The sequence below is a fragment of the Geobacillus sp. PLS 41 genome (assembly GCF_056494105.1).
In genome coordinates this window covers 3,235,521-3,252,088 of sequence record NZ_CM151395.1, presented here as the reverse complement: position 1 = coordinate 3,252,088, position 16,568 = coordinate 3,235,521, and the positions used below count along the sequence as shown (strand labels likewise).

The window sequence follows — 16,568 nt, the reverse complement described above, 5'->3', positions numbered from 1 at the left end:
AATTTTTATTCCTGTTCATGCATAAAAATTCTTGAACGGTTATAAAAACTCAAACGATGAGGTGGCGCCAATGAAAGCGTACTTGCATGTGGCGAGCGGAAAAACGTTCAGCGGCGAGCTCGCCGCTCCGCTTGAAGAAAAGGTGAGCGGGGAGATCGTTTTTTTCACCGGCATGACCGGTTATCAAGAAGTGTTGACCGACCCGTCGTATAAAAACCAAATCATCGTTTTTACGTACCCGCTGATCGGCAATTATGGCATTAATGAAGACGATTTTGAAAGCAAGCGGCCGCACGTCGAAGCGGTCGTCGTCTACGAAGCGAGCGGCACAGGATTTCATTACGGGGCGAAATACAGCTTGGCAGAATACTTGCAGCATTGGAACATTCCGCTTCTCACGCACGTGGACACGCGCGCCCTTGTGAAAGAAATCCGCACCGCTGGGACGATGATGGCGGAATTAAGTTTGTCGCCGATTCCAGCAGTTGCTGATGAGGAAGCGGCGTTTCCAGTGCGCGCGGTGTCAACGAAAACGATCGAAACATACGGCGAAGCCGGGCCGCATTTGGTGCTCATCGATTTCGGCTATAAAAAGTCGATTTTGCAGTCGCTCCTTGCACGCGGCTGCCGGGTGACGGTCGTGCCGCATGATACGGCGCCGGAAGCGATTGACGCGCTGAAACCGGACGGGCTTGTCCTCTCGAACGGCCCGGGCGATCCGAAACAGTTAAGCCATCAGCTTCCCGCTATCCGTCAGCTGATCGACCGGTATCCGACGCTTGCGATTTGCCTTGGCCATCAGCTTGTCGCCTTAGCGTACGGGGCGGATACGGAAAAACTCCGCTTCGGGCACCGCGGCGCCAATCAGCCGGTGTGGGACGCCGGGAAGCAAAAAGTGATGATGACATCGCAAAATCATAGTTACGTCGTCAAAGAGGAAAGCTTGGCGGGCAAGCCGTTTGACATCCGCTTCATCAACGTCAACGACGGCTCGGTCGAAGGCATCGTCCATCGCCATAAACCGATTTTGTCGGTGCAATATCACCCGGAGGCGCATCCGGGGCCGCAAGATACCGGCTATATTTTCGACGAATTTTTGCAAACCGTGTTCAAGGGAGAGAACGTGTATGCCTAAAGATTCTTCGCTTCAGTCGATTCTCCTGATCGGGTCGGGGCCGATTGTCATCGGCCAGGCCGCCGAGTTTGATTATTCCGGCACACAAGCGTGCATCGCCTTAAAGGAAGAAGGATACCGCGTCATTTTAGTGAACAACAATCCGGCGACGATCATGACCGATGAAGTTCATGCCGATGCCGTGTATTTTGAACCGCTCACCGTCGATGCGGTCGAAGCGATTATTGCCAAAGAACGCCCGGACGGGCTGCTCGCCACGTTCGGCGGCCAGACAGGGCTCAACTTGGCGTTTCAGCTGCATGAAGCCGGCGTGCTTGAAAAGTATGGGGTGAGACTGCTCGGAACACCGATTGAAGCGATCAAGCGCGGGGAAGACCGCGAAGCGTTCCGCGCGTTAATGCATGAGCTTGGCGAACCGGTGCCGGAGAGCGAAATTGTCACAAGCGTTGAGGAAGCGGTCGCGTTTGCCGAACAAATCGGTTTTCCGATCATTATTCGTCCCGCGTATACGCTCGGCGGGACGGGCGGCGGCATTGCCGAAAACATGGAGCAGTTTCTCGCGCTCGTGGAAAAAGGGCTGGCCGAAAGCCCGATCCGCCAATGTTTGATCGAACGGAGCGTCGCCGGGTTTAAAGAAATTGAATACGAAGTGATGCGCGACCAGTCGAATACGTGCATCACGGTTTGCAATATGGAAAACGTCGATCCAGTCGGCATCCACACGGGCGATTCGATCGTCGTCGCACCGTCGCAGACGTTGACCGATGAGGAGTACCAAATGCTCCGTTCGTCGGCGGTGAAGATCATTTCCGCATTAGGGATCATCGGCGGCTGCAACATTCAGTTCGCCCTTGACCCGAACAGCAAACAATATTACTTAATCGAAGTCAACCCGCGCGTCAGCCGCTCGTCAGCGCTCGCCTCGAAAGCGACCGGCTATCCAATCGCCCGCATTGCGGCGAAGCTGGCGGTCGGCTATACGCTCGCGGAACTCGTCAATCCGGTGACGAAAACGACGTACGCCAGCTTCGAGCCGGCCTTGGACTACGTCGTCGTCAAGTTTCCGCGCTTGCCGTTTGACAAGTTCCCGCACGCGGACCGGAAGCTCGGTACGCAAATGAAAGCGACCGGGGAAGTGATGGCGATCGATCGCAATATGGAGCGGGCATTCCAAAAAGCGGTGCAGTCGCTCGAGGGAAAAAACAACGGACTGTTTTTGCCGGAGCTTTCGGCGAAAACGGATGACGAGCTGAAACAGCTGCTTGTCGACAAAGACGACCGCCGCTTTTTCGCCATTTTGGAACTGCTCCGCCGCGGGGTGGCGGTCGAAGCCATTCACGAATGGACGAAAATCGACCGCTTTTTCCTTGCTTCGTTCGAACGGCTCGTGGCGCTCGAAAAACAGGCGGCAGCCACCACGATCGATACGATCGATGAGCCGACGTTGCGCTTCTTGAAAGAAAAAGGGGCAAGCGACGCCTTTTTGGCCGAAACGTGGGGCGTGACGGAGCTTGATGTGCGCAACAAGCGGAAGGAACTTGGCATCGTGCCGTCATACAAAATGGTCGACACGTGCGCGGCCGAATTTCATTCGGAAACGGATTATTACTACTCAACCTATTTCGGCGAAGACGAGCGGAAGAAAGCGAGCGGCAAGGAGAAAGTGCTGATCATTGGAGCTGGACCCATTCGCATCGGCCAAGGCATTGAGTTTGACTACAGCTCCGTTCATAGCGTGTTCGCCTTGCAAAAAGAAGGCTATGAAACGGTGATGATCAACAACAATCCAGAAACCGTCAGCACGGACTTTGCCGTCGCCGACCGCCTTTACTTTGAGCCACTTACCTTAGAGAGCGTCTTGGATGTCATTGAAGCGGAACAAATCAAGCATGTCATCGTTCAGTTTGGCGGACAGACGGCGATCAATTTGGTCAAAGGACTCGAAGAAGCAGGTGTGCCGCTGTTGGGCGTCACGTACGATATGATTGACCAGCTTGAGGATCGCGATCGTTTTTACCAGTTGCTCGAGGAGCTTGACATCCCGCACGTACCGGGCTTGATGGCGAACAACGCCGAGGAGCTCGCCGCCAAAGCGGCCGAGATCGGCTGCCCGGTGCTGCTTCGCCCGTCGTATGTCATCGGCGGCCGCGGCATGTTTATCGTCCATAGCGAGGCGCAGCTCGCCGCTTTGATTGAGCAAGGCGAGTTGACATATCCGATTTTGATCGATGCGTATTTGGACGGGAAAGAGGCGGAGGCCGACATCGCCACGGATGGGACGGACATTTTACTGCCGACGATTATCGAACATGTCGAAAAAGCCGGCGTCCACTCCGGCGACAGCTATGCTTGGCTGCCGGCGCAGACGCTCACAGACGAAGAAAAAGCGAAAATCATCGACTATGCGGGCCGGATTGCGAAAAAACTTGGCTTTAAAGGAATCATGAACATTCAATACGTCATTGCGGACGGCAATGTATACGTCCTGGAAGTGAACCCGCGCGCCAGCCGGACGGTGCCGATCGTCAGCAAAACGACCGGCGTGCCATTGGCGCAAATTGCGACAAAGTTATTGCTTGGGAAATCACTCGTCGACATCGTTGACGAAAAAGCTCGCGGATTGGCGGTCATGCCGTACGCCGTGTTAAAGTATCCGGTCTTTTCGAGCCATAAGCTGCCGGGGGTTGACCCGATGGTTGGACCGGAGATGAAATCGACCGGTGAAGGCATCAGCATCGCCGCGACGAAGGAAGAAGCGGCGTATAAAGCATTTTATCCGTATTTGCAAAAGAAAGCGAACGCGAACGAGATCTACGTCATCGGCAACATCGACGCCGAACTGGAGGCGGAGATGACAGCGAAACAGCTGACCATCGTTTCAGATGGTTCATTTGCCGATTGGGTGAAGCGCGACACGGCGCTCGCGGTGATCAACTTGGGCAAAGAGGAAGACGAGGCAAACAAACGAATGACTGCGTTGTCCCGACAATTGCTCGTCTTCACGGAACGTGAGACATTGAAGCTCTTCTTGCAGGCGCTCGATGTGGATCATCTTGATGTGCAGCCGATCCACGGCTGGTTGGAAAAGAAAAAACAGGCAGAACAGGCGGTGATCGCATGAATGCAGTGATGTCATTAAAAGGGAGAGATTTTTTAACGCTGCTCGATTTTTCAACAGACGAAATTATGGACTTGTTGGCGCTAGCAGCCGATTTAAAAGCGAAACAAAAAGCCGGCGTGCCGTATGCGCCGCTTTCCGGCAAAACAATGGCGATGATTTTTGAAAAGCCCTCAACGCGCACGCGCGTGTCGTTTGAAGTCGGCATGATCCAGCTTGGCGGCCAGGCGATGTATTTAAACGGCAACGATTTGCAGCTTGGCCGCGGTGAAACGATTGCGGATACGGCGCGCGTCTTGTCGCAATACGTCGATGTCATGATGATTCGGACGTTTGCCCATCAAAAAGTCGAGGAATTGGCCGAGTATGCGTCCGTTCCGGTCATCAACGGCTTGACGGACGATGATCATCCGTGCCAGGCGCTGGCGGATTTGCTGACGATTTACGAAGCGAAGAAAACGTTCCAAGGCGTCAAACTCGCCTATGTCGGCGACGGCAACAACGTCGCCAACGCCTTGCTTGCGGCCGCAGCCAAAGTGGGAATGGATATTTTCATTGCCTGTCCGCCAGGCTATGAGCCGAAGGAGGAATACGTCGAGGCAGCGCGCCAGATCGGCGAGAAAACCGGAGCAACAGTTGTTGTGACGCACGACCCGCTTGAGGCAGTGGCCGGAGCGGATGCGATTTATACGGACGTATGGACGAGCATGGGCCAAGAAAGCGAAAGCGCCGAGCGGCTTCAAGTGTTCCAGCCGTACCAAGTGAATGAAGAGCTCGCCAAAGCGGCCAAACCCGATTACCTCTTTTTGCATTGCCTGCCGGCCCATCGAGGCGAAGAAGTGACGGCCGGCGTCATGGACGGCCCGAACTCGGTCGTATTTGAGCAGGCCGGCAACCGGCTTCATGCCCAAAAAGCGATTTTAGTGTCGATCCTATAGGAAAAAGGAATTCCCGTTTCGGGAGTTCCTTTTTCGTTCTTTGCAAGGAAAAGGATTTTCATGAGAAAAAACGTTTTTATTGTGAAGGCTTGACGCTCCGTGTGCGGCGGCCCCATCATTTCCCTTCTTATGAACAGCGGCAAAACCGGGAATGCTAACAAATGCAATCGAAGCAAGGGGGATGAAACAAATGGGCCAACCGCGCCATTTCAAACCAGGGGATAAAGCGCCGAACAACGGCGTGTACATTGAAATCGGCGAAACGGGCGACAATGTAAAACACCCGAAAAAGCTGAAACTGAAAGCCGGCGATACGTTCCCGGAAACGTCGAACCATAATCGGCATTGGACGTATTTGCGCAAACCGTGAAGTACAACAAAAGCCATTCCAAGTATGGAGTGGCTTTTGATTTGCCGTGTGCTTCGCGATCGGCTATAATGATTTATGGTCAAAGAAGGTCAAATGGAGGGAACGGCATGGACGCAAGCCGTTTGACGGAAAAACTGCAAGAGGCGCTTATGGCGGCGCAGTCGCTCGCCAAAGAGCGGCATCATCAACAGCTTGATGTCGAGCATCTCCTGATTGCGCTGCTCGAACAAGAAGGCGGCCTGGCGCCGCGGCTCGTGGAGCTTTCCGGCGCCGACAAGGAAAAGGCCGCTGACTGGCTTCGCAGCCAGCTTCGCCAAAAGCCTGAAGTGCATGGGGCGGACGGGCAGCTGTATGTTGCGCCCGCCTTAGCGCGGCTGCTTGAGGAGGCGGAAAACGAAGCGAAGCGAATGCAAGACGAGTACATATCGGTCGAACATGTGCTGCTCGCGTTGCCTCATGGCGCCGAGCCGGTCGCTCGGCAGCTGGCGTCGTTTGGACTGACGAAGGAAGCACTATTAGCGGCAGTGAGAAACGTAAGGGGGAATCAACGCGTGACGAGTCCACATCCGGAAGCAACCTATGAAGCGTTGGCAAAATACGGGCGCGACCTTGTCGCGGAAGCGAAAGCGGGAAAAATCGACCCGGTCATCGGCCGCGACAGTGAAATTCGCCGCATCATCCGCATTTTGTCGCGGAAGACGAAAAACAACCCGGTGTTGATCGGCGAGCCGGGCGTCGGGAAGACCGCTATTGTCGAAGGGCTCGCTCAACGCATCGTGCGCAAAGATGTCCCGGAAGGGCTGAAAGACAAAACGATTTTCGCTCTTGATATGAGCGCGCTCGTCGCCGGAGCAAAGTTTCGCGGTGAATTTGAAGAACGGCTGAAAGCGGTGTTAAACGAAATCAAAAAAAGCGACGGCCGCATCATATTGTTCATTGACGAGCTGCATACGATCGTCGGCGCCGGCAGAGCGGAAGGGGCGATTGACGCCGGCAATATGCTCAAGCCGATGCTTGCCCGCGGCGAGTTGCGCTGCATCGGGGCGACGACGCTTGATGAGTACCGGCAATACATCGAAAAAGACCCGGCGCTCGAGCGCCGCTTCCAACAAGTGCTTGTCCAAGAGCCGAGTGTCGAGGACACGATTTCGATTTTGCGCGGATTGAAAGAACGGTATGAAGTGCACCATGGAGTGAAAATCCACGATCGCGCGCTCGTCGCGGCCGCCGTTTTGTCCGACCGTTACATCTCTGACCGCTTTTTGCCTGACAAAGCGATCGATTTGGTCGATGAAGCGTGCGCGACGATCCGGACGGAAATGGAATCGATGCCGTCGGAGCTGGACGAAGTGATGCGCCGCGTCATGCAGCTTGAAATTGAAGAGGCGGCCTTAAGCAAAGAAACGGATGAAGCGAGCCGCGAGCGGCTTGCGGCATTGCAAAAAGAACTTGCCGATTTGCGTGAAAAGGCGAACGCCATGAAAGCGCAATGGCAAAAAGAAAAAGAGGCGCTTGACCGCGTCCGCCGTTTGCGCGAGGCGCTCGAGCGGGCAAAACGCGAACTGGAAGAGGCGGAAAACGAGTATGATTTAAACAAGGCGGCGGAGCTTCGCCATGGCCGCATTCCGCAGTTGGAAAAGCAACTCAAACAGCTCGAGCAAGAAATCAGTGAGCAAAGTGAAGGGAAATTGCTGCGCGAGGAAGTGACGGAAGAAGAGATTGCCGAAATCGTGTCACGCTGGACTGGCATTCCGCTCACCCGCCTCGTCGAGGGAGAGAGGGAAAAGCTGCTTCGCCTTCATGAATTGCTGCATAGACGGGTCATCGGTCAAGACGAAGCGGTCGAGCTTGTCGCTGACGCCGTCTTGCGGGCGCGGGCCGGCATGAAAGACCCGAACCGCCCGATCGGATCGTTTTTGTTCCTCGGACCGACCGGCGTCGGCAAAACGGAACTGGCCAAAGCGCTCGCCGAGGCGCTGTTTGACAGTGAGGAGCAGCTCATCCGTCTTGACATGTCCGAGTATATGGAAAAACACGCCGTCTCCCGCTTGATCGGAGCGCCGCCCGGCTATGTCGGCTATGAGGAAGGCGGCCAGCTGACCGAGGCAGTGCGGCGCAAGCCGTATTCCGTTCTGTTGTTCGATGAAATCGAAAAAGCTCATCCGGAAGTGTTCAACATCCTGCTGCAGCTGCTGGATGACGGACGGCTCACCGATTCGCAAGGGCGGACGGTCGACTTTAAAAACACGGTCGTCATTATGACATCGAACATCGGATCGCCGCTGTTGTTAGAAAACAAACATGGCGACATCGATGAAGAAACGCGCAAACAAGTGTTTGACCAACTGCGCGCCCATTTCCGCCCAGAATTTTTAAACCGGATCGACGATATCGTCTTATTTAAGCCATTGTCGATGAATGAAGTGAAAGGCATCGTCGAAAAGTTCGCCCGCGAGCTGTCGGCCCGTTTGGCCGATCGGCATATCGAACTCGTGCTGACCGAAGCGGCGAAGCAATACATTGCCGAAGCGGGCTTCGACCCAGTATACGGCGCCCGCCCGCTCAAACGGTTTATGCAAAAGCAAATCGAAACGCCGCTTGCGAAAGAGCTGATCGCTGGGCGGGTGAAAGATTACAGCACCGTCACGGTCGATGTTGACAACGGGCAGATCGCCATTCGTCCGTCGGCGTAAACGAGCTGAAGGGGGCGCCGACGACGCGGAGAGACGTGCTTCTTGTCTGCCGGGGTTGGTCGCATTGTTTGAGCATGGGCGGAAAACACAAGCCCAGATCAATATGGATGGAATGCTCCTCCACTTACCCTATATAGGTGTTGAAGTGGGAGGATTCTCGGTTAAAGATGACAAAAAACAACGCCTTGGGACTTTCACCCCAAGGCGTTGTCTTATGAAGCGAATGATCAATGATGGTGATCCCCGGCCGGCTCGTCCGGAATCAAGGCTGCAATCACGAAGACTAAGATCGTCACGATCACGCCAAGCAAGGCGCCGGTTGCGAAATCATAGCCGATCCCTTGCATCGAGCCCATGACGTACGTTGCCATTTGCACGAGCAAAAACGTCCAAAAAAACGTCCAAAACAAGCGCATCTTTGTTCCTCCCATCTTCTCGTCATTCCTTTTCTTATCTTATCACAATTTGTCACGTAGGCATATACCCGGACGTTTTTTTTGGCCGCGCATATCGTATACTGTACCATTATGCATTGCCAAACAAGGGTGAATGGAAACGATGGCAGGACAACGGCGGTTTTTTCAACTCGATGAGCAATGGTGCATCGTTCACGTGCCGGAGCGCCCAAATGGGTTTGCCCTTTTTTTAATGGGCGACGGCGACCATTTTGTGAACGAACAGACGAGTTTTTGGCTCGAGCATCCGGGGCGGCGCCAATGGCTGGAAGATTGGTTGGAACGTGGGTATACGGTCTTTTCGTCCCATTTGTACGGCCGGCATTGGGGAAGTCCGAAAGCGGTCCGGCTGGCGCGCCAACTCATTTACTCGGTGTTGAAAAGCGAAATTGTGAACCAGCGCATCTATATCGTTGCCGAAGGAATGGGCGCGCTCGTTGCCTTGCAACTGCTTGGCGCCATGCCAAGTCAAATCCGCGCCGTCGCCATGATCAACCCTTGCCTTGATGTTCGCGCCCAGCTTGACTATGAACAGGAACATCCATTCGTGTACCGGCGGATGGTGAGGGAAATCGCGACTGCCTATGGCTTGAAAGAAGAGGAGGTGCCCGAGGCTGTTCCGTCCCTCTTTCTCAGTCCTCATGACGTTCCGGTGACGATTTGGCAGCTGGCCGGAGTGAGCCCGTATCCATCCGCCTTGCATAGCCGTAAATATGAACAATGGATGAAAACGACAAACAACCGGGTGCGCGTCGTTTACGAGCTGCCGGAGAAACGGCGCCAACTGGCTCGACAAATCGGGCAATTTTTCTGCCAATACAATGAACTCCCGTAAACGACAAGGGCAGACGCATCGACCGGTGCGTCTGCTATTTTTTCAATAAGTCGACGAGCGAGGTGATCTTTTTCACGAGCGGTTTTAATTGTTGCAATGAGTCGGCTAGCGTATTGACGTTTTCAAACAGCTTCATGAAATCGATATTCGGCAGTAAAGGCGGTTCTGCCCCGCTCCCTTGATCTTCGCGCTCGCCGGTTGCGCGAGAAGGAAAAGATCCGAACATTAGGCGGGAAAAACGGTCTTGCCGTTCGCGATGTTGTTCTTGTGCTTCGCCGTTGGCCATGGGCGATCCTCCCTTTCATGCGATGGTTGCTCGTATTTGTATTGTATGGCAGAAGGGAAAAAGCGGTTTGGACAAATGCCTTAGGGGTACGGAAAGCGCTGGTTCAACTTTCGTTTTCTATTGCGCATCCACGCTCTTTCGGCTAAAATTAGTACCAAGTAATAATAATTGGTGATGTAGACTGATTGTACATTCAAGTTTGGTTGTCAGCGTGAGCGTTTTTTTGCCATTTTGGGAAAGAAAGAGGAGATGAATGATATGGGAGCAGGAATTATCGGGGTCGGCCGCTATGTGCCGGAAAAAGTGTTGACCAACTTTGATTTGGAAAAAATGATGGATACATCGGATGAATGGATCCGGACGCGCACCGGGATCGAGGAGCGCCGCATCGCTCCGGATGACATCGATACGTCCCATATGGCGTATTTTGCCGCAGAAAGGGCGCTTCAAGACGCTGGCATGGAGGCGAAGGATATTGATCTCATTTTAGTTGCCACCGTCACTCCGGACCGTCCGTTTCCGTCGGTCGCTTGCATGCTGCAAGAGCGGCTTGGCGCCGTCAACGCCGCTGCGCTTGATATCAGCGCTGCCTGTGCGGGGTTTATGTACGGGATGGTCACGGCCGCCCAATTTATTGACACAGGCGCCTACAAGTATATATTAGTAGTGGGGGCAGACAAACTATCGAAAATCATCGATTGGACCGACCGCAACACGGCGGTGCTGTTCGGCGACGGCGCCGGAGCGGTCGTCATGGGTCCGGTGTCGCCCGGGCGCGGGATTTTATCTTTCGAGTTGGGAGCTGACGGAACAGGAGGAAAACATTTATACAAAGACGAATATATCGTCATGAACGGCCGTGAAGTATTCAAGTTCGCCGTCCGGCAAATGGGAGAATCAAGCGTGCGTGTGCTTGAAAAAGCCGGGCTCACGAAAGACGATGTCGACTTTCTCATTCCGCATCAAGCGAACATTCGCATCGTCGAAGCGGCCAGACAGCGGCTCGAGCTGCCAGAAGAGAAAATATCGACAACCATCCGTCGATATGGCAACACGTCGGCCGCATCCATTCCGATTTCGCTTGTAGAAGAGTTGGAAGCGGGCAAAATCCATGACGATGATCTCATCATTATGGTCGGATTCGGCGGCGGGCTGACGTGGGGCGCGATCGCTTTGCGCTGGGGCCGTTAACGGCACGTATATTATCGAAATAAAAGGAGAGACGGAAACGATGGAAAAAAGACGAGTCGTCGTGACAGGCATAGGCGCCGTCACCCCGCTTGGGAATGACGCAGAAACGACGTGGAAAAACATTATCGCCGGCCAGTCCGGCATCGACATTGTCACCCGCGTCAATCCGGACGACTTTCCGGCGAAAGTGGCGGCGGAAGTGAAAGACTTCGATCCGTCGCTGTTTATCGACCGCCGCGAGGCGCGGAAGATGGACCGATTTACCCAATTCGCCGTCGCTGCGGCGCTCATGGCGGTCAAAGATGCCAATCTCGACATTAATGAAAGCAACGCTGAACGGGTCGGTGTTTGGATTGGTTCTGGCATCGGCGGCATGGAGACGTTTGAACAGCAGTTTGAGATTTTCCAGCAGCGCGGTTATCGCCGAGTGAGCCCGTTTTTCGTGCCAATGATGATCCCGGATATGGCCGCTGGGCAAGTATCGATCATCCTCGGAGCGAAAGGGATCAATTCGTGCACGGTGACCGCTTGCGCGACCGGGGCGAACTCGATCGGTGATGCGTTTAAAGTCATTCAGCGCGGCGACGCCGATGTCATGATCACCGGCGGGACGGAAGCGCCGATTACGAAAATGTCGTTCGCCGGTTTTTGCGCCAATACGGCTCTTTCAACCAATCCAGATCCAAAAACGGCGAGCCGCCCATTTGACAAAAAACGCGACGGTTTCGTCATGGGTGAGGGAGCAGGCATCGTTGTTCTTGAGGAATTGGAGCACGCGTTGCGCCGCGGCGCGAAGATTTACGCAGAAATTGTCGGTTACGGTGCGACCGCCGATGCGTACCATATCACCGCGCCGGCTCCGGGCGGCGAAGGCGGCGTGCGGGCGATGCGCCAAGCGCTTCATGACGCTGGCCTGGAGCCGGAGGAGATCGATTACATCAACGCCCACGGCACGAGCACCGAGTACAATGATAAGTATGAGACGGCGGCGATCAAAGAAGTATTCGGCGATCATGCCTATAAGCTCGCCGTCAGCTCGACGAAGTCGATGACTGGGCATTTGCTCGGGGCGACCGGCGCGGTGGAAGCGATTTTCTCCGTGCTGGCGATCCGCGACGGCATCATTCCGCCGACGATCAACTACGAAACACCGGATCCGGAATGCGACCTCGACTATGTGCCGAATGAAGCGCGCAAGCAAGACGTGCGTGCGGTCTTAAGCAACTCATTTGGATTTGGCGGCCATAATGCGACATTGATTTTTAAAAAATATGTGTAATGGATGAAAAGGAGAGCCTTGGTTGAGCAGAGCTGAAAACGCGTGACTAACGGCGGGTTCGGTTCAGCGTCAGGCTCTCTTTTTTGTTTTGTTTCACCGTCTTTTCGCTGCCGACATAACGTAAGAGAAAAGGAGGGAAAAGCGATGGGATTGCTTCCGACCGATCGATGGCTTGAAGAGGATGAAGGCGATCCGCTCCGGTTGTGCGCACGGTTGGCGCCGCTTTTTGGCAAGATGCCGGCGCGTGAGATTTACAGCTATTTACGGCTGTATGGCATGTACCGAAGCACTCGGCAGGCCGAGCGGCTTTTGCCGGAGATGAAAGAGCGCCGTCTTTGGGAACGTCTTGGCCGTTTGTATGAACGGCAACGGGGGATATGGAAGGGACCGGACGTTCCGGTATTTTTGCTGCCGGCCGATGACGAAAACCGGAAGCTTGTGCGCGAATTCCAAGGAAAAGGCGGGGTGGCGTTTGCTGATAAATTGTTTTTCTTCTTGCTGCCGGATCATGGCGACGAGGAGATCGCCGCGTTGGTGGCGCATGAATACAACCATGTATGCCGTCTCAAGCAGTTGCCGAACGAAGGCGAAGATGCGACGTTGCTGGATGCAGTCGTTATGGAAGGATTGGCGGAGCATGCCGTCGCCGAGACAGTCGGCGTCAAGCAGTGTGCGGGATGGACGAAGTATTACACCGATCGGGAGATGGAACGGTTTTGGCGGCGTTATATTGTCCCGAACCAACATTTGCCCGTTTCGCATCCGCATACTTCCCGCATTTTGTACGGGCTTGGATGGCATCCGAAAATGGGGGGCTATGCCGTTGGGTATGCCATCATCCGTCGTTGCCTAGAAAGAGGCTATTCGCTCGCCCAATTGATGAAGATGGAAGCGAAAGACATCGCGGAGTTGGCGGGCTTTTCAGGCAAACAGCAAGGAGCGTCTTAGCTCGAAACCGCATGGCGACCGCCGCTGTCCGGTTATCACAAGAATCTTAGGGGCATCGGGCGCAAACAGGCATGTTGTCCATGGCGCCGACATATATGTAGAACAAGGACGTGGACAAGAAGGAAGGGAAAGCCCGGTGGTCCGCCTGTTTTTTTATTTGGTCGGTTTCGGTTTTTCAGTCGTCGGCGGCATGATGGTGATCGCCTATTTGAACATCATCACTCCAGAGCGTGGTTTTAGTGAATACTTATCTTATATTTCGACAAGGGTGGAATGTTATTTATTCCCTATTGGCCTTCTTTTGATGTGGGGGAGCTTGACGTTTCCAAGCCGCAGCCCCTAGAGGGGAAAAGAGGACGAAATGGAATAAAATTCTCCCCCTCTGCCTATACTGATGGACAAACACGTCTGGAAGTGAGGGGTCTCGCATGCTTTATCTGCACGACATTTGGGTCAACTGGTTTGAAGGAGAAGAGAACGGATACAACGTCTGCCATTTCCATGAATGGCGCAAGGACGATCAAATCGAGCTGCTCGACCAAGTGCCGCTGTTAAAAGTATCCCCGGCCCTGTTTCATTACATTGAAAACAGCTTGTCCGATCTTCCAAAACCGCTGCTAGACGATGTGCATCAGAAGGCGTATGTCCGCAAAAACCATGAACGCATTCAGCTGGACTATTGTTTCGTTGTCACGGACGGCGCCGGCGTTTTGGCTGTCGATACAATCGGTTATCAAATCCCGATTCGCAAAAGCCGTCTCATTCCGCGTCAGGAACAACTCGTCTACGAAATGGCGGCCGAAGCGGAGGAACGGGACTATCCGCTGCCGAGGTATGAAAAAGAATACCACATTTTATCGCCGGCTCCGGAACTGATGTGCGGACTCACGCGCAAAGAGCGGCAGTTGAAACAGCTGTTGTTTATGGCGCTTGACCAGCTTTATTCGACAAAAAATGCTGCCCAGATGCGCTATTGGTATACGGAATGGGCGCCGGAAAAATACGCCGCTATTCAAAAAATGTCTTTTGATGAAGCGTGGGAACAATTGTATAACGAGACGAAATACGGGTGGTCCGAACGGCATGAGCAGCTGTGCGAAAACTTGATCAAAGGGCAGCCATTTTTCGAAAAACTGTGGGAAATGGAGCAAGAACCAAAAGTCAATTAAAAAACGGGCCAAGGCGATAGGCGCCTGCCCGTTTTTGTATGGCTTCGCTGGATGCGGCTATTTACCGCCGCCGCCCGAGCCCCATGGCTTGCTCCATTTTGCGCACCATTTCCGATGCAACCCGATTTGCTTTTTCCGCCCCTTCATCCAACACGCGGTCAAGCTCCTCGCTTTCCATCCAATGGTGATACCGCTCTTGAATCGGTCGAAGCGTTTCGATGACGACTTGAGCGAGGTCTGCTTTGAAGACGCCGTATCCTTTTCCTTCGTATTGCCGCTCCAACTCCTCGATCGATTGACCGGATAGCGTCGAATAAATATTGAGCAAGTTCGAAATGCCTGGCTTCGCTTCTTTGTCGTAGCGAATCGTTCCTTCCGAGTCGGTGACCGCGCTTTTGATCTTCTTCTCGATCGTTTTCGCATCGTCAAGCAGTGTGATGTACGCTTTCGGGTTGGGGTCGGATTTGCTCATTTTTTTCGTCGGGTCGACAAGCGACATGATGCGGGCGCCGACTTTCGGAATGCGCGCCTCAGGGATCGTGAACAGCTCGCCATACCGTTTGTTGAAGCGCTCGGCCAGATCCCGCGTCAATTCGATATGCTGCTTTTGATCATCGCCGACCGGGACGATGTCGGTGTTATAAAGCAAAATGTCAGCGGCCATCAGCGGCGGGTACGTGAGCAGTCCGGCGCTGACCGCCTCTTTGCCGGCCGATTTTTCTTTAAATTGCGTCATCCGCTCAAGTTCGCCGATATAAACGATGCACTGCAGCATCCAAGCGGCTTGAGCGTGCGCCGGCACTTCTGACTGGATGAACAACGTCGCTTGCGTCGGGTCGATGCCGACTGCTAAATACAAAGCGGCGAGGCGGCGGATGTTTTGCCGCAGTTCGTGTGGGTCTTGCCAAACGGTAATGGCGTGTTGGTCAACGATGCAAAAATAGCAGTTGTATTCATGCTGCAGCTCGACAAACTGCCGCAGCGCCCCGATGTAGTTGCCAAGGGTGATGACGCCGCTTGGCTGAATGCCGGAAAAAATGGTTTTCATCGATCTTCACTCCCTCAAGCAAAAAATAAAAAAGGCCCTGCCAGCCCTCTGATAGGGACGGTAGGACCGCGGTGCCACCCTACTTATTGCGCCGACAAGCGCAATCGCTCAGCCCATGCTTAGCGCATGGCCCCCTGTAACGCGGGGAAACGTCCTCGCCTACTGCGTCGCCGGTTCGGCGGGAAGCTCGAAAGCCCATTCCATATGGCTAGCCGCTTGTTCGCACCGTCCACAAGCTCTCTGAAGGCATCGCCAATATGTACTCTTCTTTCTCATCGCTCGGTTGATCCTAGATTTGCCTTATATTATACGGAAAACATTCAGCTGTTGCAACCTTATTGCACGGCATATCCGGCGGCAATCATCGCCAGAAACAGAAGCAGACCAGAAAAGAGAAGCGGATACGTGATGGCGAAACGCCGCGGACCGAGCAGCTCATCCGATTCATGTTCTGCTGCCGCTTCCTCAAGATACCGCTCCACCTTCGTTCGATTCCTGCGCAATCGGCGAAACCCGTATGCGAATCCGCTGAAAAACCCGCGTTCATAAACAAACAAAAGCCCGCCAAGCGACAGAGGCAAAAGGGAGAGCAAAAACGAAACGTTAATAAAGGCCACCGTACTCCATGCTCCTTGCCCTATTACGATGAGTGCGCTTGCCGCCAGCATCGCGGCGACGAGCCATCCAGTCCGCACAGCCGTTTGTTTCATATCGTCTGTTCCCGCCTTTCCCTTCTCACTGCTTATTTTATCATAAATCATGTGGGCGGGAAGATTGTCAAAATTATTAACAAAATTATATTGAAAAATATAGAAGAAACCTGGAAGTTCAGGAGAGATTTGCTTCGAAGCTGAAAGGAAGGGCAAAAAAATTATATTGTAAGCGTTTTCTTTTTTCTGTAAGCAGAAATTTTTTGTTTACAATTGTGGCAAAAGTCGTTACAATGCAGGTGTAAATGCAATCCGATCCTCATCCCGTTTGTAAGTAGTTTGAAATTTTTTTATTTAAGAAAATAAAAAAATCCTTTTCAAATATACTAACACAGGATATAATAAGCGATGTAAGTACAATCTTCTGAAATCAAATGGTTCAGAAGATTTGTA

At 53.5% G+C, this 16,568-nt stretch carries 15 protein-coding genes and 1 other annotated feature; of the genes, 11 read left to right on the top strand and 4 right to left on the bottom strand.

The window, feature by feature from the left end; all coding sequences use genetic code 11:
* Positions 1 to 70: 70 nt before the first annotated feature.
* From ACVX3G_RS16280 to clpB, 5 genes are all read left to right on the top strand, one after another.
* Positions 71 to 1,135 carry a carbamoyl phosphate synthase small subunit gene (locus ACVX3G_RS16280; protein ID WP_014195160.1) on the top strand — a complete coding sequence of 355 codons (1,065 nt, stop codon included), beginning with the start codon at positions 71 to 73 and terminating at the stop codon, positions 1,133 to 1,135.
* A complete protein-coding gene (locus ACVX3G_RS16275) occupies positions 1,128 to 4,256 on the top strand; it encodes a carbamoyl phosphate synthase large subunit (protein WP_033845508.1) in 3,129 nt (1,042 codons plus the stop codon). The genes ACVX3G_RS16280 and ACVX3G_RS16275 overlap by 8 nt, the downstream gene beginning before the upstream one ends.
* Entirely contained in the window at positions 4,253 to 5,191 is a 939-nt protein-coding gene (gene argF / locus ACVX3G_RS16270) for an ornithine carbamoyltransferase (RefSeq protein ID WP_013146083.1), read from the top strand. The genes ACVX3G_RS16275 and argF overlap by 4 nt, the downstream gene beginning before the upstream one ends.
* A 190-nt stretch (positions 5,192 to 5,381) precedes the next feature.
* Positions 5,382 to 5,561 (top strand): YjzC family protein, encoded by a 180-nt coding sequence (locus tag ACVX3G_RS16265; RefSeq protein ID WP_011230299.1) that lies wholly within the window; start codon positions 5,382 to 5,384, stop codon positions 5,559 to 5,561.
* 107 nt (positions 5,562 to 5,668) lie between these two features.
* Positions 5,669 to 8,254: an ATP-dependent chaperone ClpB gene (gene clpB, locus ACVX3G_RS16260; protein ID WP_014195163.1), complete on the top strand. Its 2,586-nt coding sequence runs from the start codon at positions 5,669 to 5,671 to the stop codon at positions 8,252 to 8,254.
* 227 nt (positions 8,255 to 8,481) lie between these two features.
* Here clpB and ACVX3G_RS16255 read toward each other — a convergent pair whose 3' ends face one another.
* Positions 8,482 to 8,670 (bottom strand): YjzD family protein, encoded by a 189-nt coding sequence (locus ACVX3G_RS16255; RefSeq protein ID WP_025039308.1) that lies wholly within the window; start codon positions 8,668 to 8,670, stop codon positions 8,482 to 8,484.
* Between the two features lie 133 nt (positions 8,671 to 8,803).
* Between ACVX3G_RS16255 and ACVX3G_RS16250 the strand changes: the two genes are divergently transcribed.
* Positions 8,804 to 9,544, top strand: coding sequence for an alpha/beta fold hydrolase (locus ACVX3G_RS16250; protein WP_014195165.1), 741 nt, complete (start codon positions 8,804 to 8,806; stop codon positions 9,542 to 9,544).
* Positions 9,545 to 9,578: 34 nt separating this feature from the next.
* Here ACVX3G_RS16250 and ACVX3G_RS16245 read toward each other — a convergent pair whose 3' ends face one another.
* Positions 9,579 to 9,830 carry a hypothetical protein gene (locus tag ACVX3G_RS16245; protein ID WP_014195166.1) on the bottom strand — a complete coding sequence of 84 codons (252 nt, stop codon included), beginning with the start codon at positions 9,828 to 9,830 and terminating at the stop codon, positions 9,579 to 9,581.
* Between the two features lie 258 nt (positions 9,831 to 10,088).
* On the opposite strand from ACVX3G_RS16245, the gene ACVX3G_RS16240 reads away from it, so the two are divergent.
* From ACVX3G_RS16240 to ACVX3G_RS16220, 5 genes are all read left to right on the top strand, one after another.
* A complete protein-coding gene (locus tag ACVX3G_RS16240; protein ID WP_068894961.1) occupies positions 10,089 to 11,021 on the top strand; it encodes a beta-ketoacyl-ACP synthase III in 933 nt (310 codons plus the stop codon).
* Between the two features lie 40 nt (positions 11,022 to 11,061).
* Positions 11,062 to 12,300: a beta-ketoacyl-ACP synthase II gene (gene fabF, locus ACVX3G_RS16235; protein ID WP_068894959.1), complete on the top strand. Its 1,239-nt coding sequence runs from the start codon at positions 11,062 to 11,064 to the stop codon at positions 12,298 to 12,300.
* Between the two features lie 144 nt (positions 12,301 to 12,444).
* A complete protein-coding gene (locus tag ACVX3G_RS16230; protein ID WP_011230307.1) occupies positions 12,445 to 13,248 on the top strand; it encodes a DUF2268 domain-containing putative Zn-dependent protease in 804 nt (267 codons plus the stop codon).
* A 136-nt stretch (positions 13,249 to 13,384) separates the two neighbouring features.
* Positions 13,385 to 13,591 (top strand): YuzI family membrane protein, encoded by a 207-nt coding sequence (locus tag ACVX3G_RS16225; RefSeq protein ID WP_011230308.1) that lies wholly within the window; start codon positions 13,385 to 13,387, stop codon positions 13,589 to 13,591.
* An 85-nt stretch (positions 13,592 to 13,676) separates the two neighbouring features.
* Positions 13,677 to 14,417, top strand: coding sequence for a YjbA family protein (locus ACVX3G_RS16220; protein ID WP_014195169.1), 741 nt, complete (start codon positions 13,677 to 13,679; stop codon positions 14,415 to 14,417).
* 61 nt (positions 14,418 to 14,478) lie between these two features.
* Here ACVX3G_RS16220 and trpS read toward each other — a convergent pair whose 3' ends face one another.
* Together trpS and ACVX3G_RS16210 are read right to left on the bottom strand one after the other, a co-directional pair.
* Positions 14,479 to 15,465 (bottom strand): tryptophan--tRNA ligase, encoded by a 987-nt coding sequence (gene trpS / locus ACVX3G_RS16215; RefSeq protein WP_013146076.1) that lies wholly within the window; start codon positions 15,463 to 15,465, stop codon positions 14,479 to 14,481.
* Between the two features lie 50 nt (positions 15,466 to 15,515).
* Positions 15,516 to 15,750 (bottom strand) — a binding site (T-box leader).
* A gap of 50 nt (positions 15,751 to 15,800) precedes the next feature.
* Positions 15,801 to 16,175 carry a DUF3899 domain-containing protein gene (locus tag ACVX3G_RS16210; RefSeq protein WP_011230311.1) on the bottom strand — a complete coding sequence of 125 codons (375 nt, stop codon included), beginning with the start codon at positions 16,173 to 16,175 and terminating at the stop codon, positions 15,801 to 15,803.
* Between the last annotated feature and the right edge of the window lie 393 nt (positions 16,176 to 16,568).

Bases quoted from the DNA above. Each gene is read 5' to 3' on its own strand.
- argF (WP_013146083.1), top strand. From the start codon at position 4,253: ATGAATGCAGTGATGTCATTAAAAGGGAGAGATTTTTTAACGCTGCTC.
- clpB (WP_014195163.1), top strand. From the start codon at position 5,669: ATGGACGCAAGCCGTTTGACGGAAAAACTGCAAGAGGCGCTTATGGCG.
- ACVX3G_RS16230 (WP_011230307.1), top strand. From the start codon at position 12,445: ATGGGATTGCTTCCGACCGATCGATGGCTTGAAGAGGATGAAGGCGAT.
- ACVX3G_RS16245 (WP_014195166.1), bottom strand. From the start codon at position 9,830: ATGGCCAACGGCGAAGCACAAGAACAACATCGCGAACGGCAAGACCGT.
- ACVX3G_RS16280 (WP_014195160.1), top strand. From the start codon at position 71: ATGAAAGCGTACTTGCATGTGGCGAGCGGAAAAACGTTCAGCGGCGAG.
- fabF (WP_068894959.1), top strand. From the start codon at position 11,062: ATGGAAAAAAGACGAGTCGTCGTGACAGGCATAGGCGCCGTCACCCCG.
- trpS (WP_013146076.1), bottom strand. From the start codon at position 15,465: ATGAAAACCATTTTTTCCGGCATTCAGCCAAGCGGCGTCATCACCCTT.
- ACVX3G_RS16220 (WP_014195169.1), top strand. From the start codon at position 13,677: ATGCTTTATCTGCACGACATTTGGGTCAACTGGTTTGAAGGAGAAGAG.
- ACVX3G_RS16265 (WP_011230299.1), top strand. From the start codon at position 5,382: ATGGGCCAACCGCGCCATTTCAAACCAGGGGATAAAGCGCCGAACAAC.
- ACVX3G_RS16250 (WP_014195165.1), top strand. From the start codon at position 8,804: ATGGAAACGATGGCAGGACAACGGCGGTTTTTTCAACTCGATGAGCAA.
- ACVX3G_RS16240 (WP_068894961.1), top strand. From the start codon at position 10,089: ATGGGAGCAGGAATTATCGGGGTCGGCCGCTATGTGCCGGAAAAAGTG.
- ACVX3G_RS16210 (WP_011230311.1), bottom strand. From the start codon at position 16,175: ATGAAACAAACGGCTGTGCGGACTGGATGGCTCGTCGCCGCGATGCTG.
- ACVX3G_RS16275 (WP_033845508.1), top strand. From the start codon at position 1,128: ATGCCTAAAGATTCTTCGCTTCAGTCGATTCTCCTGATCGGGTCGGGG.
- ACVX3G_RS16255 (WP_025039308.1), bottom strand. From the start codon at position 8,670: ATGCGCTTGTTTTGGACGTTTTTTTGGACGTTTTTGCTCGTGCAAATG.